Here is a 22889-nt window from a genome sequence, read left to right as displayed (position 1 = left end):
TGCAACCTTGTTAACAAATAGATCCGTTGAAACCCATCATTACCTTCAGATCCCGTTCCAACCCGAGTGATGACTATAAAACGCAGCGTCACCGCGGCAGCGGCACAAAAAAGAATGTGGGGAATTGTATGGCAAGTTAAATGACAATAAGTACACACGCGCTGATTAGTGTCAGTCAGCTAAGCAACCGATCAGCATGACATCTCATACGATGGCCTTTTTACTCCATATTCTGAAGCTCTTAGCGGCTTTTTTCGCTCATTACAGAGCATACCGCCACTATCCGAAATGCGTTCTGATCGCATCAACAAACGTTTTCACTTTGACCGTTGTGCGCCTCACAGAAGGCACCATGACGTGCACGGGACGCACCGGCCCGTCATAATCAGACAACACCTGAATCAGACGCCCGCTCTGAATTTCCTTGCGCAGTACCGCTTCTGGCCCAAGGGTAACGCCATACCCTTCTATCGCGGCATGCAATAACGCATTCCAGTCGTTGGCGTACAGTCTGCCCTTCGGCCTGACTTCTTCCGTTTTCCCCTCTTTTTGAAAAACCCATCGGCAAGGTGCAAGGACGGATTTTACACCATAAATCAGGCAGGTATGGTGTGCGAGGCTTGATGGTGTATCAGGTAGGCCAGCCCGCGCCACATAATCTGGCGATGCACATGCTATTAGCGAATAAGGCTGAAGCGGCCAGGCAACCATCGTACTATCGGCCAACTCGCCGATACGAATAATCACCTCAAACCCTTCCTCGATGGGGTCAACCTGACGATCGTTTAACGTTAATGCGATCTGCGTATCGGGGTAGCGTTCGAGATAACGGGTGATAAACGGCGCAAGCAAATGCGATCCCCAGGTCACCGGGGCGTTGACCTGAATAATACCCGAAGGTGTCGTCTGCATTTCCCGGGCAATATCATCCGCCGCCTGCAATTCAGCAAGAACGACTTTGCAGCGTTCGTAATAGCGCTGACCGACATCCGTCAGGCTCTGACGACGGGTAGTGCGGTTGAGTAACCGAGAACCAAGCCGAGCCTCAAGCCACGCCACATACTTTGCGACCATCTGTGGCGAAAGGGTGAGCGCATCCGCGGCGGCAGCAAAAGATCCCAGCTCCACGGTTTTGACAAAAATGTTCATACTGGTAAACCGATCCATGATTCCCTCATTTTTGTTGTTTATCCCCCTCAGATAACACACTTTATCTTCAAAAAGTAGAGGATTAACCTTTTCGTCTCAAAACCATTGAAGGTGAAAAAAGATGAAAATTGGCATTATTGGCGCGGGTTTTGTCGGGCGGGTGATCGCTAAACTGGCGATCCAAGCGGGGCATCCAACCATGCTCAGCAATTCGCGTGACCCCAAAACGCTTTTCAGCCTACGGCCTATGATCGGCTGCGATATTGGAACGCCCACACAAGCCGCTGCATTTGGCGATATTGTCGTTATCGCGGTTCCGCTCTCCGCTATCGGCAATCTCCCTACACAGGCATTACAGGGTAAATTTGCGATTGATGCCGTCAACTACTACCCAGAACGAGACGGAAGCGTCATCGCTCTTGATGCACAGCAAACAACGACCAGCGAACTCCTTGCCGATACGTTACCCGGTGCAAAAATCATCAAAGCATTTAACGCGATTACCATGACGCATCTGGAAAGCCACGGTTTACCGGCGGGTCATCCCGAGCGACGAGCGCTACCGCTTGCAGGTGATGATCTTCAAGGAAAAATGATTGTGGCTGAACTTTATGACGCGTTCGGATTTGAGGGGGTAGACGCAGGGGCCTTGTCTGAAGGCTGGCGTTTTGAAAGAAACATGCCGTCTTACTGCATACGGATGACGAAAGCAGAATTAACCACGGCGCTGGCGCTTGCCTCACGCAACACACTGCCAGTACAGGATGTAGATAACGCGAGATGAGGGATAACCGCAGATAAAAAAATGCTGCTCCCCAAGGGAGTAATGCTGATCAGTTAAGGATCAGTTGAACGATCCAATAGCTGTGTAAGAATCCGGAAGTGTTCTTCATTTCCGGATTTTTTATGCGTATCTCTCAGGCCATCGACCTCGTTTCACGTTACGATTCGACCCGTAATCCTTTGACTTCTCTTGGCGACTTTCTTGACCCAGAACTTATTGCCCGTTGCCTTGCTGAGTCCGGCGTGGTCACCCTGCGTAAACGCCGTCTTCCTCTCGAAATGATGGTCTGGTGCGTTGTCGGCATGGCGCTTGAACGTAAGGAGCCGCTTCATCAGATTGTCAATCGGCTGGATATTATGCTGCCCGGTAACCGTCCCTTTGTTGCTCCCAGCGCGGTTATCGGCTCGACAGCGGCTCGGAAGTGACGCCGTTCGACGGGTGTTCACGCACACCGCTCACTTGTGGCACAACGCTGTGGCGCATCCCCACTGGTGTGGATTGACGTTACTGGCGATGGATGGCGTCGTCTGGCGCACACAGGAAACACCTGAAAATGATACCGCCTTCCCGCGCCAGACTTACTGCGGCCAACCTTACCTACCCGCAGGTCAAAATGGTCTGTCAGATGGAGCTGACCAGCCATCTGATAACCGCAGCAGCCTTCGGTACGATGAAAGACAGCGAATATACCTGGCTGAGCAACTGATAGACCAGACCGCAGATAATACGCTGACGCTGCTCGATAAAGGGTATTACTCATTAGGGTTGCTGAATGCTGGAAGCGTGCGGGAGAACACCGACACTGGATGATACCGCTTAAGAAAGGTACCCGTTACGAGGATACCCGGAAACTGGGAAAAGGCGATCATCTGGTACAGTTGAAAACTACGCCACAATCCCGCAAAAAATGGCCGGGACTGAGTACAGAAGTGACAGCCCGATTACTGACCTATAGCCGTAAAGGAAAAATCTATCAGTTACTGACTTCGATGACTGATGGCATGCGTTATCCGGGAGGTGAAATGGTTGAGCTTTACAGTCACCGTTGGGAAATCGAGTTGGGTTACCGTGAAATCAAACAGACAATGCAACTGAGCAGACTGACACTGAGAAGCAAAAAACCGGAACTTGTGGAGCAGGAGTTATGGGGTGTGCTGCTGGCGTATAATCTCGTGAGATATCAGATGATTAAAATGGCCAGTCAACTGAAAGGTTACTGGCCAAATCAGCTGAGCTTCTCAGAATCCTGCGGGCTGGTCATGAGGATGTTGATGACGCTTCAGGGTGCATCGCCGGGTCGTATCCCTGAACTACTGCGAGATCTGGAGAGTATGGGACAGATGGTGAAGCTGCCGATAAGAAGAGAAAGAACCTTCCCGAGAGTGGTGAAAGAAAGGCCTTATAAATATCGAAAAGCGAAGAAAAACAGCCAGTCAGTTGCTTAACTGACTGGCATTACTCCCCAAGGGAGCAGCATAGAAATCATCGTGTTTCGGTAAACGTCAAAATAACATTAACCCGCAACGGCGATACGCTTCATGTCTTTCATGTAACCGCGCAGCGTGTGGCCTACGGTTTCGATTGGGTGGTTACGGATCGCTTCGTTAACATCACGCAGTTGCGCGTTGTCCACTTCGGTGCCCGCTACCGCTTTGCCCAGATCGCCCGGCTGCAGAGAGGCCATGAACGCATCTTTCAGCAATGGTACGGCAGCGTTAGCAAACAGGTAGTTACCGTACTCTGCGGTATCAGAGATAACCACGTTCATTTCATACAGACGCTTACGCGCAATAGTGTTGGCGATCAGCGGCAGCTCATGCAGTGATTCGTAGTAAGCCGACTCTTCGATGATGCCGGAGCTCACCATGGTTTCAAACGCCAGCTCAACGCCCGCTTTCACCATCGCAACCATCAACACGCCGTTATCAAAGTATTCTTGCTCAGCGATTTTACCGTCGAACTGCGGTGCGTTTTCGAATGCCGTTTGGCCAGTCTCTTCACGCCAGGTCAGCAGTTTCACGTCATCGTTCGCCCAGTCAGCCATCATACCGCTGGAGAATTCGCCGGAAATGATGTCATCCATGTGTTTCTGGAACAGCGGCGCCATGATGCCTTTCAGCTGCTCAGACAGTGCGTAAGCACGCAGTTTCGCTGGGTTAGACAGGCGATCCATCATCAGCGTAATCCCGCCCTGCTTCAGCGCTTCGGTGATGGTTTCCCAGCCGAACTGAATCAGTTTTTCTGCATAAGCCGGATCGGTGCCTTCAGCAACCAGTTTGTCGAAGCTCAGCAGAGAACCCGCCTGCAACATACCGCACAGAATGGTCTGCTCACCCATCAGGTCAGATTTCACTTCTGCAACGAAAGAAGATTGCAGAACGCCAGCGCGATGACCACCGGTTGCCGCAGCCCAGGCTTTAGCGATGGCCATGCCTTCGCCTTTCGGATCGTTTTCCGGGTGAACCGCGATCAGCGTGGGTACGCCGAAACCACGTTTGTATTCTTCACGAACTTCCGTACCCGGGCACTTCGGTGCCACCATCACGACGGTGATGTCTTTACGGATTTGCTCACCCACTTCAACAATGTTGAAACCGTGAGAGTAGCCCAGCGCTGCGCCCTGTTTCATCAGCGGTTGTACCGCCTGAACCACTGCAGAGTGCTGTTTGTCCGGCGTCAGGTTAACGACCAGGTCAGCCTGCGGGATCAGATCTTCGTAGGTGCCAACGGTGAAGCCGTTTTCGGTCGCTTTGCGCCATGATGCGCGTTTTTCGGCAATGGCTTCAGCACGTAGGGCGTAAGCGATATCCAGACCAGAATCGCGCATGTTCAGACCCTGGTTCAGACCCTGAGCACCACAGCCGACGATCACCACTTTTTTCCCTTTCAGGTAGCTCGCCTCATCGGCAAATTCATCACGCCCCATGAAGCGGCACTTGCCCAATTGATCCAGCTGCTGACGCAGGTTTAATGTGTTGAAATAGTTAGCCATGTCGTGCTCCGTATACGGTTTTGTTTATCTGTTATTCGAGAAAGGATTCCCACCAGACGGGAATTCACTATGACCCCATCATATGACAGGAATTGCGTTGCTTAAATTGATATATTAACAACGTCACATTGCACTATCTGCAAGATAAAAAACGGGGCCTGTATCGCATGGATTTACGTGATCTCAAATTATTCCTGCACCTCGCGGAAAGCCGACACTTTGGCCGTACCGCCAAGGCGATGCACATCAGCCCGTCCACGCTATCGCGGCAAATTCAGCGGCTGGAAGAGGATTTAGGGCAGACGCTGTTTCTGCGCGATAACCGTACCGTGCAGCTCACCGATGCCGGAGAGCACCTGAAGCTGTTTGCCCAGCAAACGTTGCTGCAATATCAGCAGCTACGCCACACGATAGACCAGCACGGGCCGTCATTAAGCGGCGAGCTGCGGATCTTCTGTTCCGTCACCGCCGCCTACAGCCACCTGCCGCCGATCCTGGATCGCTTTCGGGCGCTGCACCCGCTGGTAGAAATTAAACTGACGACGGGTGATGCCGCCGATGCCGTTGAGAAAATTCAGTCGAACGATGGGGATTTGGGGATTGCGGGACGCCCGGAAGCGCTGCCTGCCAGCGTTGACTTCATGCCGCTCGATAAATTACCTCTGGCGTTGATTATCCCGGCACTTCCCTGCCCCGTGCAGTCGCTGGTGCGGCAGGCAGACCCAGACTGGTCGCAGATTCCGTTCATCCTGCCGGAGCACGGCCCGGTGCGTAAGCGCATCGATCTGTGGTTCCGACGCAACCACATCACCAACCCGCAAATTTACGCCACCATCTCCGGGCATGAAGCGATGGTATCGATGGTCGCGCTAGGCTGCGGCATCGCGCTGATTCCAAACGTGGTACTGGAGAACAGCCCAGAACCGGTACGCAACCGCGTCTCCGTCTTTGTTGAACAGGTGATGGAGCCGCTTGAACTCGGCGTGTGCGTCCAGAAAAAACGGCTTAGCGAACCGCTGATTGCCGCCTTTTGGGACATATTACAGGACACCCCATGAAGATAGCCTTCACTGCCCTCATCGCCGCAGGGGTGACGCTGGCCTCCCTCAGCCATAATGCGCAAGCCGCCAGTTTCTCCTGCGACAAAGCCGCTTCAGTTCAGGAAAAGCTGATTTGTGCCAGCCCATTGCTCGGGCAGCTCGATGAAGAACTGGCACAGGCCTGGAAGACCTCCCGCGCGTTCCTGACGGCGTACGACAACAGCGCGCCGTGGGAAAAAACGCTCAACCAGTTTCAGCGCAGCTGGCTGACCACACGCGACCAGTGCAAAGACGAAGACTGTTTGCGCCAACGCTATCAGCAGCAGTTAAATCGGCTACGCTATCTGAATGACATCGCACAACACGCACTCCCTTCGTCGATTACGCCCGTGAAAAGCCCCGCTTGCTTCCACGGTTCGTTCAGCTATGAGTATGTGATGTCAGGGCTTTCCGCCGAGGAGTACCGCGATCTGGGGGAATATTTTCGGGAAATGTACGACCAGAAAGCCCCCTATCATGCCGTCAGCCTGACGATGACCAACCAGCGCGGCAAGATTGAAGGCGGCGTATCCATTGCATTCCGCTACGGTAACAAGCTGGATGATTCTGCCTTCACGGCTCGTCAGATGAGCGATATCCAGGCGATTGGCAAAGGCGAAAGCAGCTTCGACCAGCAGGTGAAAATACTGCTCACCTGCATTGACGATGATCATCTGCAAATCGCCACCTTCGGCAGCAATCGGGAAGAAGGTTACCTGTTTAACTATTTGTTAGAGCGCGATAAAATGCCACTGGATCCGCAGAAAACGCCGTAGTGTTGGCTAGCTCTGGTTCTAGCGTTCAAACCACTTATCCGCCGAAAAGGCCCGCGTATCGGACTCTGTTTCCTGCGCGGCTTTCTTCATGGTTTCGACGTTCATCAGGTAATGATAGAGCGGTTCAAGCTGGGTAAAACCCTGTGACAGAACCGTCACCAGATCGCCGGAAAACAACGCATCCATATCCTGTCGGGTATCTATCGCGGCAAACGACTTACGGTTGTACCAATCAGCCAACTCCGGTTCCTGACCTTTAATCAGCGGGCGTTTGTAGCTTTCGCCTTCCAGCGTGAAGGTCTTTCCCAGACAGCTTGCGACTTCAAGAAACTGTGACGGATTACCGCGCAGCGTCTGACGGAATAGGTCCATCGTATTACGCGTCGCGCTGTAATAGCCCAGCCCGTAACGCCAGGTATCCGGCGTGATTTCAAAGAAATACACCGGCGCGTCCGTCCAATCTTTGCGAGTACGTTTGAAAGTGAGCCACATTTGGCTGCGATAGCGGGATTTATCGTGAGAAAAACGCGTGTCGCGGTGAATACGGGAGAGCGTTTTGCCGATGGCAGGACGCGTTTCAAAATGGTCGTCAATCTGCAACATGGTCAAACTGAGCTCATCCACCAGCGTGCGAAACGGCGCAACCAGTTGCTCATCGTAAACCGCACGGTGCTCGTCAAACCACGCTTTATCGTTGTACTGACGCACCTGCTGAAGAAACGTTAAGCCCGCTTGAGAAAAACCCGTGAACTGCGTTGCCATAAAGAAATGCTATCCCTGTTGCTGTCAGATGACATAAAGATAACGCCGCTGACGGCGAAACACCATCGGCGGCGTTAGGGGAACACTCAACATTTAACCGCTAACTTAACCCGCTAAAAAGAAGCGAAATGCTGGGTTATTGGTTTCGTCGTGGCATTCATAGCCTAGCGCCTGTAGGTGCTGTTCGAATTCCCGATCGCCTGCATCCAACTCAAAAGCGGCCAGCACGCGGCCAAAATCCATGCCGTGGCTGCGGTAATGGAACAGTGAAATATTCCAGTGCGTGCCCAGCGTTTGCAGGAATTTCAGCAATGCGCCCGGCGACTCTGGGAACTCAAAGCTGTACAGCCTTTCCTGCAGCGGTTTGGAAGGGCGTCCGCCGACCATATAACGAACGTGCAGCTTCGCCATTTCATCATCGGACAAATCCACCACTTCATAACCGTCTGCGGACAGCTCGGCGATAATTTCCTGCCGCTCCGCATAGCCACGCGTCAGACGCACACCGACAAAAATGCAGGCGTCTTTGGCATCCGCATAGCGGTAGTTGAACTCGGTAACGGAACGACCACCCAGTAGTTGGCAAAACTTCAGGAAGCTGCCCTGTTTCTCGGGGATCGTCACGGCCAGCAAGGCTTCGCGCTGTTCACCCAGCTCGCAGCGTTCGGAAACGTAGCGTAACCCGTGGAAGTTGACGTTCGCGCCAGACAGAATATGCGCCAGACGTTCACCCTGAATCTGATGCTGTTGGATGTATTTCTTCATCCCCGCCAGCGCCAGCGCGCCTGATGGTTCAGCAATCGCGCGGACATCCTCAAACAGATCCTTCACTGCGGCACAGATGGCATCGCTGTCGACGGTAATCACGTCATCCAGATATTCCCGGCACAGGCGGAACGTTTCATCGCCAATGCGCTTCACCGCCACGCCTTCGGCAAACAGCCCGACACGCGGCAGATCGACCGGCTGCCCGGCATCCAGCGCGGCACGCAGACAGGCGGAATCTTCCGCTTCTACGCCGATCACCTGAATCTGCGGCATCAGCTGTTTGATCAGTACGGCAACACCGGCAGCCAAACCACCACCGCCGACCGGCACAAACACGCGATCCAGATGCGCATCCTGCTGTAGCAGTTCCATCGCCAGCGTGCCCTGCCCAGCAATCACCGCAGGGTGATCGAACGGCGGCAGAAAGGTCATATGCTGCTGTTGTGACAGCTCAATCGCCTTCGCCTTCGCCTCATCAAAGTTGGCACCGTGTAGCAGCACTTCGCCGCCAAAACCACGCACCGCATCGACCTTGATATCAGCCGTCGCCACTGGCATCACAATCAGCGATTTAATCCCCAGCTTGCTGGAAGAAAGCGCAACACCTTGCGCGTGGTTACCAGCAGATGCCGTCACCACGCCGTGGGATTTTTGCTCATCGCTCAGGCCTGCCATCATCGCGTACGCGCCGCGCAGCTTGAAGCTGTGCACCGCATGTCTGTCTTCACGTTTTACCAGAATGACATTACCCAGCCGCGAAGAGATCTTTTCCATCTTCTCCAGCGGTGTGACCTGCGTGATTTCATACACCGGCGATCGCAAGATCGCCCGCAGGTACTCCGCGCCTCTCGGCGCGGCAGGAAGAGGTTGTGACACAGCCATCAGCATTAGCCTCCCAGCTTGCTTTTATCCCGCACAGCGCCTTTATCTGCGCTGGTTGCCAGCATGGCATACGCACGCAGCGCAAAAGAGACCTGGCGTTCACGGTTATGTGGCGTCCAGGCCTGTTCACCTCTCGCCTCTTCCGCTTCGCGGCGGCTTGCCAGCTCATTCTCCGCAACGTCCAGCACAATGCTGCGGTTTGGGATATCAATGGCAATCATGTCGCCATCTTGTACCAGACCAATGGTGCCACCGCTTGCGGCTTCAGGAGACGCATGGCCGATAGACAGCCCTGACGTACCACCAGAGAAGCGGCCGTCCGTGATCAGTGCACAGCTTTTACCCAAGCCCCTCGATTTCAGGTAGGTGGTCGGATACAGCATTTCCTGCATGCCCGGCCCGCCTTTCGGCCCTTCGTAACGGATAACCACCACATCGCCCGCCACGACTTTTCCGCCCAGAATCGCCTCTACCGCGTCATCCTGGCTTTCATAGACTTTTGCCGGGCCACGGAAAATCAGGCTATCTTTATCAACGCCTGCGGTTTTCACGATGCAGCCATCTAGCGCGATGTTGCCGTACAGCACGGCCAACCCGCCATCCTGACTGTAAGCATATTCACGTGAGCGAATGCAGCCTTCCTGACGATCGGTATCCAGTGAATCCCAGCGACAATCCTGAGAAAACGCTTTGGTTGTACGGATACCCGCTGGGCCAGCAGAATACATACGTTTCACGCTTTCATCTTTCGTCAGCATCACATCGTAGGCTTCCAGCGTTTCCGGCAGCGTTTTACCCAGCACGTTGTTGACTTCACGGTTCAGCAGACCGGCTCTGTCCAGCTCGCCCAAAATACCGATAACCCCACCAGCACGGTGTACGTCTTCCATATGGTATTTCTGACCGCTAGGCGCGACTTTACACAGGTGTGGCACCTTACGTGAAAGGCGGTCGATATCCGACATGGTGAAATCAATTTCACCTTCCTGCGCCGCGGCCAGCAGGTGCAATACGGTATTAGTGGAACCGCCCATGGCGATATCCAGAATCATGGCGTTTTCAAACGCGGCTTTATTCGCGATGTTGCGCGGCAATACGCTTGCATCATCCTGCTCGTAATAACGCTTCGCCAGACCTACGATGCGCGTGCCCGCGTTCAGGAACAGATCCTTACGGTCGGCATGCGTTGCAAGCAATGAGCCATTGGCTGGCTGAGAGAGCCCCAGGGCCTCGGTCAGGCAGTTCATGGAGTTCGCCGTGAACATCCCCGAACAGGAACCACAGGTCGGGCAGGCGGAACGTTCAATTTGCTCACTGTCGGCATCGCTGACGTTAGGGTTTGCACCCTGAATCATGGCATCGATGAGATCGAGCTTGATAATTTGGTTAGAAAGCTTGGTTTTCCCTGCTTCCATTGGGCCACCAGAAACAAAAATTACCGGAATATTCAGGCGCAGCGACGCCATTAACATCCCCGGGGTGATTTTGTCGCAGTTGGAAATACACACCATGGCATCCGCACAGTGAGCATTGACCATGTATTCCACGGAGTCGGCGATCAGTTCACGGGAAGGCAGGGAATAGAGCATGCCGCCGTGTCCCCTCGCGATGCCGTCATCAACGGCAATGGTGTTAAATTCTTTCGCGACGCCGCCGGAGGCTTCGATCTGCTCGGCAACCAGTTTACCCAGATCGCGCAAGTGCACATGGCCAGGCACGAATTGGGTGAAGGAGTTGACCACCGCGATAATCGGTTTACCAAAATCGTCGTCGGTCATCCCGGTGGCGCGCCACAAGGCTCGGGCACCAGCCATATTACGGCCGTGAGTGGTTGTGGCTGAACGGTACTTAGGCATACTCTTTTACTCCAAAAATTACGAATTTGGCGATGACGGAACGCGTCACCGCCTGACTGTCTGTCTTGACTGCTTACTGATTTATCGGATCCAACCAGCCCCATTTATCTTCGGTTTCACCCGTAAAGAGGCCAAAGAACGCCTGCTGCAAGGCTTTGGTGACCGGGCCGCGTTTGCCAGCACCGACCTGAATGCCGTCGACGCTGCGCACTGGGGTAATTTCTGCCGCAGTACCGGACATGAAGACTTCATCGGCCAGATACAGTGACTCGCGGGATAGCACCTGCTCACGCACTTCATATCCCGCATCTTTCGCCAGCTTGATGATGGCGTCACGCGTAATGCCCGGCAGCGCCGAAGAGGTAAACGGCGGCGTGAAGATAATACCGTCCTTCACTTCAAACAGGTTCTCACCCGCACCTTCGGAAACATAACCGTGGACATCCAACGCGATCCCTTCCTGATAGCCATGGCGGCGTGCTTCGCTACCCACCAGCAGGGAGGATAGATAGTTGCCACCCGCTTTCGCAGCGGTTGGAATGGTATTCGCCGCCACACGATTCCAGGACGACACCATCGCATCAATACCGGCTTCCAGCGCCTCTTCACCCAGATACGCCCCCCACGGGAAGGCCGCGATGATGACGTCGGTTTGATAACCGTCTGGCGGGTTAACGCCCATGCCCACATCACCAATGAACACCAGTGGACGAATATAGGCGCTGGTCAGGTTATTTTTACGCAGCGTTTCACGGCAGGCTTCCATCAGCTCATCCACGCTTTGCGCGACGGGCATACGGTAAATTTTTGCCGAATCACGCAGGCGTTGCATATGCTCACGGTGACGGAAAACTACCGGCCCCTTATGTGAATTGTAGCAACGAACGCCTTCAAAGACGGAGGTGCCATAATGCAGAGCATGCGACATGACGTGTACTTTTGCTTCAGCCCATGGAACCATCTCGCCATTGAACCAAATGTAGTCCGCTTTTTTTGTCATTCTTCTTTTTCCTTACTCTTTTGCGTTAGGCGCTGATCTGCTGTGATGTCGTCATCGGTTGAATGTCAACGCAGGAAATATCCAACAGCTTGCTCAATTGCGTTGACAATAAATCCACCGAACGATGGCTGGCAACGGTCAGTTCAATATTAATGTGATCGGTATTGGTGGTTTGCACCATATTCATCGCGCAAACTTTGAAACCGCGATGGCGGGTAACACGCAATACACGCTCCAGAACCTCGGGACGAAAGCGCGCCTGAATCGAAAGTTGATGGTGTGTCATTCTGTTGTCTCCAGCACTTATTCTGTGTAAGTCGGCCATTGTTCGGTTTTGTCGAGCTTAGTTTGGTTTTATCGAGCCTTACTTGGTTTTATCAAGCATCGTTTCGTTACCCGCACCCGGCGGAACCAGCGGCCAAACGTTTTCGTATTCATCAATCGATACGTGCAATAAATAGGGTCCTTCGCTGTTAAACAGGGCATCCAGCGCGACATCAATTTGATCTTTGCGGGTGATGCGCTGGCCGGGGATATCAAACGCGCTTGCCAGCGTCAGGAAATCAGGGTTATCGGAGAGGTCGGTTTCACTGTAGCGTTCATCAAAGAATAACTGCTGCCACTGACGCACCATGCCTAACCGTTGGTTATCCAGCAGCACGATCTTCAACGGCAGCCGTTTTCGTTTGATGGTGCCCAATTCCTGAACGTTCATCATGAAAGAACCGTCGCCGGAAATGCAGATAACCATGTCGTCCGGGCGCGCAACCTGTGCGCCTACCGCAGCGGGTACGCCGAAGCCCATCGTGCCGAGGCCGCTGGAGGTGATGAAATTCTCAGGACGGCTGAACGTCATATGCTGTGCAGCCCACATCTGGTGCTGGCCCACATCGGTCGTGACCACCGTGTCTGCATCCATTCGTTCAGAGATCATTTTCAACAGCGCGGGCGCATAAATCGCCTGGCCAGGATGATCATAACGCCACGGGTATTCCGCCTTCATCATGGTCGCCTGCTCGCGCCACGCGCTGACGATCAGCGGCTGTTGCAGCGCGGGTAATATCGCTTTCAGATCGCCTTGCAACGCGACATTAGCATGACGCAATTTGCTCAATTCTGCTGGGTCGATATCCATGTGAATAACGCTGGCATGAGGCGCAAAGGCGTTCAGCTTGCCGGTCACGCGGTCATCAAAACGTGCCCCGACCGCGATTAACAAATCGCACTCCTGCACAATCAGGTTCGCCGCCTTCGTGCCGTGCATACCAATCATACCGAGGTAATAGGGATGATTGGCATCCACGGCACCCAGTCCTTTCAGGGTAGAAACGGACGGGATATCCGTTACGCTCAGGAATTCACGCAGTGCCGGAACTGCATTTGCCATACCAACACCGCCGCCAACGTACAGCACCGGTTTTTGTGCTTTCGCCAACAGGGCATATGCCTGCGCGATATCTTGATCGGGGAAATCGATATCGTTAACAACAGGTGCAAAGTTTGGAGTGAAATCCCCCACCGCCAGCTGAATATCTTTAGGAATATCGACCAAAACAGGGCCTGGACGACCGCTGTTGGCAATCGCGAACGCTTCTGCCATCACTTCCGGCAGTGATTCGAGAGACTCAACCAGAAAACTGTGTTTCGTACAGGCCAGCGACAGCCCCAGCACGTCGATTTCCTGGAAAGCATCGGTGCCAATCAGCGCCGACCCGACCTGTCCGGTGATCGCCACCACAGGCACAGAATCCAGCAGCGCATCAGCCAAACCAGTAATCAGGTTCGTTGCTCCTGGGCCAGATGTCGCAATGCAGACGCCCACGTTACCCGTGGAGCGGGCATAGCCAATCGCCGCCATCACCGCGCCTTGCTCGTGGCGACACAGCAGGTGTTTAACGCCGCCGTCATAAAGTGCATCGTAGACTGGCATTATCGCGCCCCCTGGATAACCAAAAACGGTTTCCACTCCCTGCGCTCGCAACGCTTGAACCACCCACTGTGCTCCATTCATAGTTATTTCCCCGACATCTTATGGGAATAACAGAATTTTATGCTGATGTTCATTTTCTGTTCCTTTCCGTTATAGATTACGCCCAACAAAAAACCCCCGACCTTTCGGTGCGGGGGTTTTCTTGAATTAGGCCTTGATTTCTAAGCCATTCTTCGTCCAAGTGCAGCCCCGCACGGTGGGATAATAATCACCACCACGCTAATCACGACTAGGTTAATCACTAGGGATAGGGCTTTCATAATAGGTTGTTCATTAATCTTCTGTCGAACGAATGCCTACAGAGTTATCACAGTCAGACATGGCCTGACAACAATTTTCTTTCATTGCCACCCGTAAGGATGGCCTATGATACGGGAAAAAATACAACGTAATCATAAGGTAGAAGCGCATCAAATTATTTTCGCCTGTTGGCGTAAAAATGAGCGTTGTATGAGAAACGTAGCAGATGAAAACAGGCGTCGTCGATCGTCGGATAACGTTAAGCAATCGGTTCACCTTAGATAATTGCGACGAATCGCGCACAAATTTTACTCATTACTGCAACAGTGGATTATTTCATGACATCGCCGCGCAGACTGGCAAAGACGGTCTCTACTTCTTCTCGCTTGCCGGACATGATGCAAACCATCAGCAAAGGGGAAATAGCATGTCATTGGCAGTTACCTATACTCGGGCAATGATTGGTGTACAAGCGCCGGGCGTTTATATCGAAGTTCACATCAGCAGCGGGCTACCAGCCCTAACGCTGGTGGGTTTACCAGAAACCACCGTCAAGGAAGCGCGCGATCGCGTGCGCAGCGCACTCATCAATTGCGGATTTACGTTTCCAGCAAAGCGCATCACGGTCAATCTCGCCCCCGCAGACCTGCCAAAGGAAGGAGGACGCTACGATCTGCCGATTGCTCTGGCGATTCTGGCGGCCTCAGAACAAATCGATGGTGAAAAGCTAAGCCGCTACGAGTTTCTTGGCGAACTCGGCCTGTCTGGCACCTTACGTGGCGTCAATGGCGCGATTCCCGCGGCATTGGAAGCCATAAAAGCAGGCCGTCAGCTTATCCTGCCAGATGACAATAAACGGGAGATGACATTGATACCGCAGGGTGAAGCGCTGATGGCCGGGCATTTATTGGACGTGTGTGCTTTTCTCAGTGGAGAAGAGGAATTGCTCAGTTGCTCCGACATGACGCCGGTTCCACAGATCGGGGAAGATGCGCTCGATCTGAAGGATATCATCGGTCAGGAGCAAGCTAAACGCGCGTTGGAAATCGCGGCGGCAGGCGGTCACAATCTGCTTTTGCTAGGACCTCCGGGAACAGGGAAAACCATGCTGGCGAGTCGATTAGGCAATCTGATGCCGCCATTAAGCGATGAAGAAGCGCTGGAAAGCGCAGCCATCAATAGCCTAATCAACATTGATGCCACCATGACGCGCTGGCGAGAAAGACCATTCAGAGCACCTCATCATAGCTCTTCCATGGCTGCACTCGTGGGCGGAGGGTCACTGCCCAAACCCGGAGAAATCTCGCTCGCCCACAACGGCGTACTGTTTCTGGATGAATTACCGGAGTTTGAGCGACGCGTACTGGACTCACTACGAGAGCCTCTGGAGTCCGGTGAAATTATCATTTCCCGCACTCGGGCCAAAGTGTGCTACCCAGCACGGGTGCAACTCGTCGCCGCAATGAATCCCAGCCCGTCAGGCCACTATCAGGGCATTCATAACCGATTACCCGCACAGCAAATACTGCGCTATCTCAGCAAACTTTCCGGTCCCTTTTTGGATCGCTTTGACCTTTCTATCGAAGTCCCTTTGCTACCACCAGGGGTTTTATCTCAGCAGCATTACCAAGGCGAAAGCAGCGCGACAATTCGTGAGCGCGTGCTGACCGCACGGCAGATACAACTGAAGCGGGCAAATAAAATCAACGCACTGCTCACGTCACGCGAAATAGAAAAACACTGCGGATTGGAGATGGCTGATGCGACCTATTTGGAAGAGGTGATGAACAAACTTGGCTTATCCGTACGTGCGTGGCACAGGATATTGAAAGTTGCGCGCACGATCGCTGACCTCGGCGATCGGGACAACATAGAGAGAAAACACCTTGCCGAAGCGCTGAGCTATCGCTGTATGGATCGATTGCTCATCCAGCTCCACAAAAGCCTTGAATAGCGAGAGTACAACGTTTATTCGCCACAAAAGGAAATGGGGCCTTAGCCCCATTCTTAATTAATCATCGCTTTCAGTGTATTCTTCCACTGCATCCATCTGCGGCTTACCACCAGACAACGTATGGAAGCGTTTAGGACGGCGGATACGATCCAAATATTTGGACCAGATTTTTTCCAGTTCCGTTTCTGCTTTACGCTCGCCGCGGCACATTGCAACAAACGATGTCTCTTCCTCAGTCACTGGTTCACGTTTACCTAAATCCAGCTCGTTAAACGCGTAACCGTGGCGCTCCAACAGTTGTGCTTCTTTAATCGTAAAGTCGCCATGTCGGGAAAAACCACGCGGGTAGAACTTGTTATCAAAAAAACGATTAGTGGTAGAGAAGCTTTCTGCCATCTTACACGCTCCTAATTCTTCTATGGTCGTGTTGTTTATGGCGCGGAGTATTAGATAGGCTTGACATTGTGTAAAACAAAACATTTAAATCATTACGACAAAATTTTTTTGGAGATGGGCGTGGATACCGAATTACTAAAAACCTTTCTGGAAGTCAGCAGGACAAGACACTTTGGCCGTGCCGCCGAATCCCTGTATCTCACGCAGTCAGCGGTGAGTTTTCGGATTCGCCAGTTAGAGACGCAGCTTGGTGCCAACCTGTTCACGCGCCATCGGAACAACATACGCCTGACGCCCGCCGGCGAACGGCTTCTGCCCTATGCGGAAAGTCTTATCGGTACCTGGCAGATTGCTAAAAAAGAAGTCGCACGCTCGCAGCAACACAGCCTGCTTTCGGTGGGGGCAACCGCGTCGCTCTGGGAAGCCTATCTGACTCCCTGGTTACAATCGCTGTACCAACAGCGTCCGCTGCTCCAGCTAGAAGCGCGCATTGCCTTACGCCACTCGCTGGTAAAACAACTCCATGAGCGCCAGTTGGATCTGTTGATTACGACCGAACAGCCAAAAATGGAAGAATTGGCAAGCCAGCTGCTGGGCAATTTCTCCCTTTCGCTGTTTGCAGCAGAAGCGCATCCACCCGGACAGGAACTGCCTTATATAAAATTGGAGTGGGGCGCAGACTTTCATCAGCAGGAACACCGACTATTAACCAGCGATCAGCTTCCTGTTTTGACAACAACGTCGGCCCAGTTAACCCGCCAATTGCTTGAAACAACCGGTGGCTGCGCGTTTTTACCCAGCCATTGGTTACAAACCTATTCCAACCTGCGGATAGTCGGCGACAGTCAGCCCGTTGTGCGCCCGTTTTACGCTGTTTGGTTACAAAATAGCGATCAGCAGACGATGATTCGTCAGTTGCTGAAAACGCCTATTGTGATTAATCCATGACTGATTTTGCTCGCAACCAACTTAAGCACGTCTGGCTAACCAGAATGTGCTTAACGCTTTCTGTAACCCAATAAAAGCAAACAGCAGGAAGCCAATGACGATTTTTGTCCACCATGAGCTCAAGGTCCCGTCAAACGTGATATACGTTTGAATCAGGCCCTGAATCAGTACGCCAAATAGGGTTCCCAATACGGTACCAACACCACCGGTCAGTAGTGTGCCGCCGATGACAACGGCAGCGATGGCATCCAACTCTACACCGCTTGCAGCCAGGGCATAACCCGCGGAGGTGTAGAGAGAGAAAACAATACCTGACAGCACCGCTAACGTACTGGAAAGCATATAGATATGAATCGTCGTCCGCCTGACAGGCACCCCCATCAGGTCCGCAGAATAGCTGCTACCACCAATCGCATAAACACGGTTACCGAAACGGGTTCGATGCGCTATCACAATCCCCAACAGCACCACAATCAACATCACTAACGCCAGAAAGGTAAATCGTCCCCCATCCGGCATGCGCCATGCTAAACCCGCCAGCTGGCTATAGACCGGATGATCGATTGGAATCGACTCCTGTGAGACGATAAAGCTCATTCCTCGGACAAAAAACATACCTGCCAGCGTGATAATAAAGGCAGGCAATTTCAGCGTGTCGATAATCCATCCCATCACACCGCCAAACATGGCGCCCATCACCAGCGCTATTGCGAACGCAAAGAAAGGATCAATGCCGTACGTACCGATCAATTTGGCCAGTAACACACCGGTAAATGCAATGACTGACCCTACAGAGAGATCGATCCCGCCAGACAGGATGACAAACGTCATCCCAACCGCCACGATCCCTAGAAAAGCGTTATCCGTCAGTAAATCAAAGAAAACTCGCGTCGACGCAAAGCCGGGAAACTGGCTGAGACAGAATAAATAGCCAGCAATAAAGACCAGAATCGTCATCAACAGGGGGAAGTGGCGTTTCAGCATTATGTTTTCCTCCTGAACAGGTGCTGTAACGAAATACGCGGAGATTGCATAACCAAAACCAGCAGAACGACGAGTGCCTTCAGAACCAGGTTGAATTCCGGGCGATAGCCAGACAGCAGGATGCCGGTATTCATACTCTGAATAATCAAGGCACCGACGACAGAGAGCAGCAAATTAAAACGGCCCCCAAGTAGCGAGCCGCCACCGATCACCACAGCCAAAATCGCGTCTAATTCCAGCCAGAGGCCCGCGTTGTTCGCATCCGCCCCACGGATATCTGCCGTCACGATAACGCCCGCTACGGCGGCACACACGCCGCATATGACATAAGCTGCGACCAATACCAGCTTCGTACTCACGCCAGCGTTGCGAGCCGATCGCAAATTAATACCGACAGATTCGATAAATAGTCCAAGCGCCGTTTTACGCGTCAAAATCCACAACGCCAGCAGCATCACGCAGGCAATAATCACTGGCATGGGGAGATAGAACAGGCTTCCGCTGCCCAACTTAGCCAACCCGGCGTTATCAAACGTGATAATTTGACCTTCGGTAATCAGCTGAGCAATGCCTCGTCCGGCAACCATCAACATTAAGGTCGCTACAATCGGCTGAATCTGTAACACCGCAACCAGAAAACCGTTCCATAGCCCGCATAATGCGCCAACCAATAGCGCAATCAGCAGTACAGAAGGCAGCGGATGACCAGCAGCAGTGAGCGTTGCGGCCGTCGCGCCTGCAATCGCCATTACCGCGCCAACCGATAAATCGATTCCGCCGGTTGCAATCACTAACGTCATACCTAATGCCAGCAGCGCAACGGGCGCGCCGCGGTTAAGGATGTCGATAAGGCTACCGAACAAGCGCCCATCCTGAATGTGGAGGGAGAAGAAGTTGGGCGCGACCATACTATCAATCAGCAAGATGGCAACGAGCGCCAGAAGCTGTGGCCCCCCTTTGGTGAACGTTAGGCGGACTTTTTTGGCAGGTTTGACGTTATTGTCTGTCATCGGCTGCTCCCGTTTGTACTGCGATTGCCTGCATCACTGCGGCAACCGAGATCTCATTATGTTCAAGATGCGCAACGTGCTGCCTGTCTCGCAGCACAATGATACGATCCGCATAACCCGTCAGTTCTTCCAATTCAGAAGAGATCACGAGTAACGCCATCCCCTGTTCACACAGTTTTTCGATCAGGCGAATGATTTCAGCATGCGCACCGACATCGATTCCTCGCGTTGGCTCATCCAGAATCAAGAAGCGTGGTTCTGTTGCCAGCCAGCGCGACAGCAGGACTTTTTGCTGATTCCCCCCCGATAGATACTGAATTTCCTGCTCTGAACTGGGCGTACGAATCCCTAATAGGCTGATAAATTTTTCAGCGATACGGGTTTGCTCACGTAGGGAAATGGGCTTCAGCCAACCGCGCTGCGCCTGAAGTGCCAGAATGATGTTCTCTCGTACCGTTGCCGCACCGACAATGCCGTCAGTCTTGCGATCCTCAGGGCAATAGCCAAAGCCGAGCTTTCCTGCTGCACGCGGCGTGCGAATGCTGACTTGTTTGCCATCCACTCTGGCTTCACCGGCATCAGGCACGTTAATACCAAATATCAGCTGCGCGGTTTCTGTCCGGCCGGAACCCAGTAGACCAGCGAGGCCAACAATTTCTCCTGGGCGCACGGAAAGCTCGAAGTCATTAATCGAGCCACGCCGACCATAGTGTTTAAACTGCACGATGGGCTCACCCGAGACATCACTATGCTCACCATGTTTCAGTAACGTTTCATCAAAACTGTGCCCCAGCATCATTTGGACTAATTCAATACGTGGTAATTCTGCGGCAGGCAATGTTCCAACTAGCCGTCCATTGCGTAAAACAGTAATTCTGTCGCTAATGCGGTAAACCTGATCCAGAAAGTGCGTCACAAATATCATACCGATTCCACGATCGCGCAACTTCCGCAATATATCCAGCAGCATATCGACTTCTTTGGCATCAAGGCTTGCGGTAGGTTCATCAAGAATTAAAACTTTAGCGGAAAGATCGATAGCTCTGGCAATCGCTACAATTTGCTGAACCGCGATGGAATAATTACCAAGTGGATGGCTAACATCGATCGTCAGTCCATAATTCAATAAGAGGGCTTCGGCCTGACGCAGGATTTTATGTTGATCAACGATGCCCCAGCGTGTGGGCTCACGGCCAATAAATAGATTTGCCGCAACGGACAGATTCGGTAATAGATTGACCTCCTGATAGACCGTACCAATACCCAATGACTGAGCATGGGCCGTATTGACAGGATTAATCGCAATACCATCGAGGATAATTTCACCCGTTGAGCGATGGTAAACGCCAGTCAACGCCTTAATTAACGTTGACTTCCCTGCACCATTCTCTCCTAATAGCGCCACTATTTCGCCGCGATTAAGCGTGAAGTCTACCTGATCTAATGCTTTTACCCCCGGAAACTCAACGCTCATGCCCCGAATATCTAACAACCGTGTCGTTTCCATCAGCATCACCTATGCGACAACTTAACAAGGCTACGTCACACCTGAGCAATATTATGGTAAGTAGGCTGACAATATTCACTGTTCCGTGATTGAACGGTGCAGAAAACATCGCAAGCCCACTTCCCCATATTCATATTTCTGCCAAGTATTTAGCAAAATTTATATCAATGATAAATCTACAATATAAATATCAATAACCCAGGTCTTTCTTGGTTTCATATTCCTGTTTTGCCGTATCAGGCAGCAATAAGCGTGATTCGGTTTGAATGAATTTTTCAGGCTGTTTCCCATCCTTCTTCATCGCTAATAAAGCATCAAAAGCAGGCCCAGCCATATTAGGTGTTAATTCAACGGTGGCATTAGCTTCGCCATTCATCATAGCTTTGAAAATATCAGGGACACCATCAATGGAGACAACTTTTATTTGTGAACCAGGTTTCAGGCCAGCTTCTTTAATTGCCTGAATGGCGCCTATTGCCATGTCATCATTATGTGCATAAACCGCACAGATATTTTTTCCGTTCTGCTCAGCTTTAATAAAGCTCTCCATGACTTCTTTACCCTTACTACGAGTAAAGTCTCCCGACTGTGAACGGATAATTTTTATCTGTGGATCTGAAGCTATACCGTCAGCAAACCCTTTCTTACGGTTTATAGCAACGCTAGCGCCAACCGTTCCCTGTAACTCAACAACATTACAAGGTTTGCCAGCGGCCTCTTTCACAAGCCACTCCCCTGCCACTTTTCCTTCATAGACGCTATCAGAGGCGATAGCTGCGGTATACAACGATGGATCGCTTACCTCAATCGTTCTATCAAGCAAGAACACTGGGATTTTTGCTTCTTTAGCTTCCTGTAAGACCGGTGCCCAACCAGTAGCAACGACTGGTGCAATAAATATGGCATCGACACCCTGAGCGATGAACGACCGTACAGCCTTAATCTGATTCTCCTGCTTCTGCTGGGCATCAGCTATTTTTAACGTTATCCCACGCTTCTCGGCTTCCTGCTTTGACACTTTAGTTTCCGCAGAGCGCCATCCTGATTCTGAACCAATCTGGGAAAACCCAACCGTTAAGGGTTTTGCCTGTACGGCACCACATAACGCAGTGCTTACAGCAACAGCTACCAGTAAACGTCTGTACATACTTAAACTCCTTCTGTGTAGTCTTACAGCTACTTAGTCAGATTTCAGGTACAGCATAGCGCTACGAATTTCTGCTATAGCGCTATCGATGTGATGTTGGCAGATACAACGAACAAGTGAATGCAACCTGAAGGATCGCTTTGAAAAACAATTATCCTTTCACTCAGGTTGTAGATAGTTTTAGTTCAAATATCGAACAAGGTGAATGAGCAAGTTCACAACCTGGTATTACGGTGATTTTGTGCATATTTACAGCTAAATCAGCACGATCTGTCAGCAGTACATCAGCGGGTTTTATCTGTTAAATAACAACACGTTAGATTAATTAGATATCCAAAGGGGAGAAATAACGGAGAAATTGGAAAGAGGAGTACAAGACAGGATCGAGCATAAAGTAAAGATCAAAAAAAACCCTTCACGATAACGTGAAGGGTTTTATTTGGCAGGGGCGGAGAGACTCGAACTCGCGACACCCGGTTTTGGAGACCGGTGCTCTACCAACTGAGCTACGCCCCTAAATTACGCTTAACATTATGCCTGCTAAAGTTAGCAGGCATAATCTTTAATAAGTGGCGGAACGGACGGGGCTCGAACCCGCGACCCCCTGCGTGACAGGCAGGTATTCTAACCAACTGAACTACCGCTCCACCGAATTTCTCTACAAC

Annotated in this window: 19 protein-coding genes, 2 tRNA genes and 1 pseudogene; 6 read left to right on the top strand and 16 right to left on the bottom strand. The window is 52.0% G+C overall.

Annotated features, from left to right (window positions below; all coding sequences use genetic code 11):
- Window positions 1-279: 279 nt before the first annotated feature.
- Window positions 280-1167: a LysR family transcriptional regulator gene (locus tag LOZ86_RS02210; RefSeq protein WP_039486675.1), complete on the bottom strand. Its 888-nt coding sequence runs from the start codon at window positions 1165-1167 to the stop codon at window positions 280-282.
- A gap of 103 nt (window positions 1168-1270) precedes the next feature.
- Here LOZ86_RS02210 and LOZ86_RS02205 point away from each other — a divergent pair, with 103 nt between their 5' ends.
- Window positions 1271-1933, top strand: coding sequence for an NADPH-dependent F420 reductase (locus tag LOZ86_RS02205; protein ID WP_230242810.1), 663 nt, complete (start codon window positions 1271-1273; stop codon window positions 1931-1933).
- A 122-nt stretch (window positions 1934-2055) separates the two neighbouring features.
- Window positions 2056-3378: pseudogene (locus LOZ86_RS02200) on the top strand (IS4 family transposase).
- 68 nt (window positions 3379-3446) lie between these two features.
- On the opposite strand, the gene ilvC reads toward LOZ86_RS02200, so the two are convergent.
- Window positions 3447-4925, bottom strand: coding sequence for a ketol-acid reductoisomerase (ilvC, locus tag LOZ86_RS02195; RefSeq protein WP_039487964.1), 1479 nt, complete (start codon window positions 4923-4925; stop codon window positions 3447-3449).
- A 167-nt stretch (window positions 4926-5092) separates the two neighbouring features.
- Between ilvC and ilvY the strand changes: the two genes are divergently transcribed.
- Together ilvY and LOZ86_RS02185 are read left to right on the top strand one after the other, a co-directional pair.
- Complete coding sequence (gene ilvY, locus LOZ86_RS02190; protein ID WP_039363271.1) at window positions 5093-5983, top strand: HTH-type transcriptional activator IlvY; 891 nt, start codon at window positions 5093-5095, stop codon at window positions 5981-5983.
- Window positions 5980-6780 (top strand): lysozyme inhibitor LprI family protein, encoded by an 801-nt coding sequence (locus tag LOZ86_RS02185; protein ID WP_039487963.1) that lies wholly within the window; start codon window positions 5980-5982, stop codon window positions 6778-6780. The genes ilvY and LOZ86_RS02185 overlap by 4 nt, the downstream gene beginning before the upstream one ends.
- A gap of 18 nt (window positions 6781-6798) precedes the next feature.
- Here LOZ86_RS02185 and LOZ86_RS02180 read toward each other — a convergent pair whose 3' ends face one another.
- From LOZ86_RS02180 to ilvL, 7 genes are all read right to left on the bottom strand, one after another.
- On the bottom strand, window positions 6799-7542 hold the full coding sequence (locus LOZ86_RS02180; RefSeq protein WP_039514214.1) for a DUF2461 domain-containing protein: 744 nt from the start codon (window positions 7540-7542) through the stop codon (window positions 6799-6801).
- A gap of 105 nt (window positions 7543-7647) precedes the next feature.
- Window positions 7648-9192, bottom strand: a complete 1545-nt coding sequence (gene ilvA, locus LOZ86_RS02175; RefSeq protein WP_161546774.1) for a threonine ammonia-lyase, biosynthetic — start codon at window positions 9190-9192, stop codon at window positions 7648-7650.
- Between the two features lie 5 nt (window positions 9193-9197).
- On the bottom strand, window positions 9198-11048 hold the full coding sequence (ilvD, locus tag LOZ86_RS02170; RefSeq protein WP_230242809.1) for a dihydroxy-acid dehydratase: 1851 nt from the start codon (window positions 11046-11048) through the stop codon (window positions 9198-9200).
- 73 nt (window positions 11049-11121) lie between these two features.
- Window positions 11122-12048: a branched-chain amino acid transaminase gene (locus LOZ86_RS02165; protein ID WP_014916970.1), complete on the bottom strand. Its 927-nt coding sequence runs from the start codon at window positions 12046-12048 to the stop codon at window positions 11122-11124.
- Window positions 12049-12073: 25 nt separating this feature from the next.
- A complete protein-coding gene (gene ilvM / locus LOZ86_RS02160; protein WP_039487958.1) occupies window positions 12074-12334 on the bottom strand; it encodes an acetolactate synthase 2 small subunit in 261 nt (86 codons plus the stop codon).
- A 78-nt stretch (window positions 12335-12412) separates the two neighbouring features.
- Window positions 12413-14059 (bottom strand): acetolactate synthase 2 catalytic subunit, encoded by a 1647-nt coding sequence (gene ilvG, locus LOZ86_RS02155; RefSeq protein ID WP_039487955.1) that lies wholly within the window; start codon window positions 14057-14059, stop codon window positions 12413-12415.
- Between the two features lie 140 nt (window positions 14060-14199).
- The gene (ilvL, locus tag LOZ86_RS02150) at window positions 14200-14298 is read right to left on the bottom strand and encodes an ilv operon leader peptide (protein WP_072012468.1); all 99 of its coding nucleotides are present in this window, start codon (window positions 14296-14298) and stop codon (window positions 14200-14202) included.
- Window positions 14299-14705: 407 nt separating this feature from the next.
- On the opposite strand from ilvL, the gene LOZ86_RS02145 reads away from it, so the two are divergent.
- Window positions 14706-16232, top strand: coding sequence for a YifB family Mg chelatase-like AAA ATPase (locus LOZ86_RS02145; RefSeq protein ID WP_039487954.1), 1527 nt, complete (start codon window positions 14706-14708; stop codon window positions 16230-16232).
- 57 nt (window positions 16233-16289) lie between these two features.
- On the opposite strand, the gene LOZ86_RS02140 is transcribed toward LOZ86_RS02145, so the two are convergent.
- On the bottom strand, window positions 16290-16628 hold the full coding sequence (locus LOZ86_RS02140; RefSeq protein ID WP_010283921.1) for a MaoP family protein: 339 nt from the start codon (window positions 16626-16628) through the stop codon (window positions 16290-16292).
- A 120-nt stretch (window positions 16629-16748) separates the two neighbouring features.
- Here LOZ86_RS02140 and hdfR point away from each other — a divergent pair, with 120 nt between their 5' ends.
- Entirely contained in the window at window positions 16749-17576 is an 828-nt protein-coding gene (gene hdfR, locus LOZ86_RS02135) for an HTH-type transcriptional regulator HdfR (RefSeq protein WP_039487968.1), read from the top strand.
- A 21-nt stretch (window positions 17577-17597) separates the two neighbouring features.
- Here hdfR and yjfF read toward each other — a convergent pair whose 3' ends face one another.
- From yjfF to LOZ86_RS02105, 6 genes are all read right to left on the bottom strand, one after another.
- The gene (yjfF, locus tag LOZ86_RS02130; protein WP_230242807.1) at window positions 17598-18560 is read right to left on the bottom strand and encodes a galactofuranose ABC transporter, permease protein YjfF; all 963 of its coding nucleotides are present in this window, start codon (window positions 18558-18560) and stop codon (window positions 17598-17600) included.
- A complete protein-coding gene (gene ytfT / locus LOZ86_RS02125; RefSeq protein ID WP_039487949.1) occupies window positions 18560-19570 on the bottom strand; it encodes a galactofuranose ABC transporter, ATP-binding protein YtfT in 1011 nt (336 codons plus the stop codon). Before ytfT ends, yjfF begins: the two co-directional genes overlap by 1 nt.
- On the bottom strand, window positions 19557-21077 hold the full coding sequence (gene ytfR / locus LOZ86_RS02120) for a galactofuranose ABC transporter, ATP-binding protein YtfR (RefSeq protein WP_039487966.1): 1521 nt from the start codon (window positions 21075-21077) through the stop codon (window positions 19557-19559). Before ytfR ends, ytfT begins: the two co-directional genes overlap by 14 nt.
- Window positions 21078-21267: 190 nt before the next feature.
- Window positions 21268-22224 (bottom strand): galactofuranose ABC transporter, galactofuranose-binding protein YtfQ, encoded by a 957-nt coding sequence (ytfQ, locus tag LOZ86_RS02115; protein WP_010283932.1) that lies wholly within the window; start codon window positions 22222-22224, stop codon window positions 21268-21270.
- Between the two features lie 440 nt (window positions 22225-22664).
- Window positions 22665-22740, bottom strand: a tRNA-Trp gene (locus LOZ86_RS02110).
- 54 nt (window positions 22741-22794) lie between these two features.
- A tRNA-Asp gene (locus LOZ86_RS02105) sits at window positions 22795-22871 on the bottom strand.
- Between the last annotated feature and the right edge of the window lie 18 nt (window positions 22872-22889).

Origin of the sequence: Pectobacterium parvum, assembly GCF_020971565.1 — a bacterium.
GTDB lineage: Bacteria > Pseudomonadota > Gammaproteobacteria > Enterobacterales > Enterobacteriaceae > Pectobacterium > Pectobacterium polare.
The sequence above is the reverse complement of the archived record's forward strand: the minus strand, read 5'-3'. Positions and strand labels throughout refer to the sequence as shown.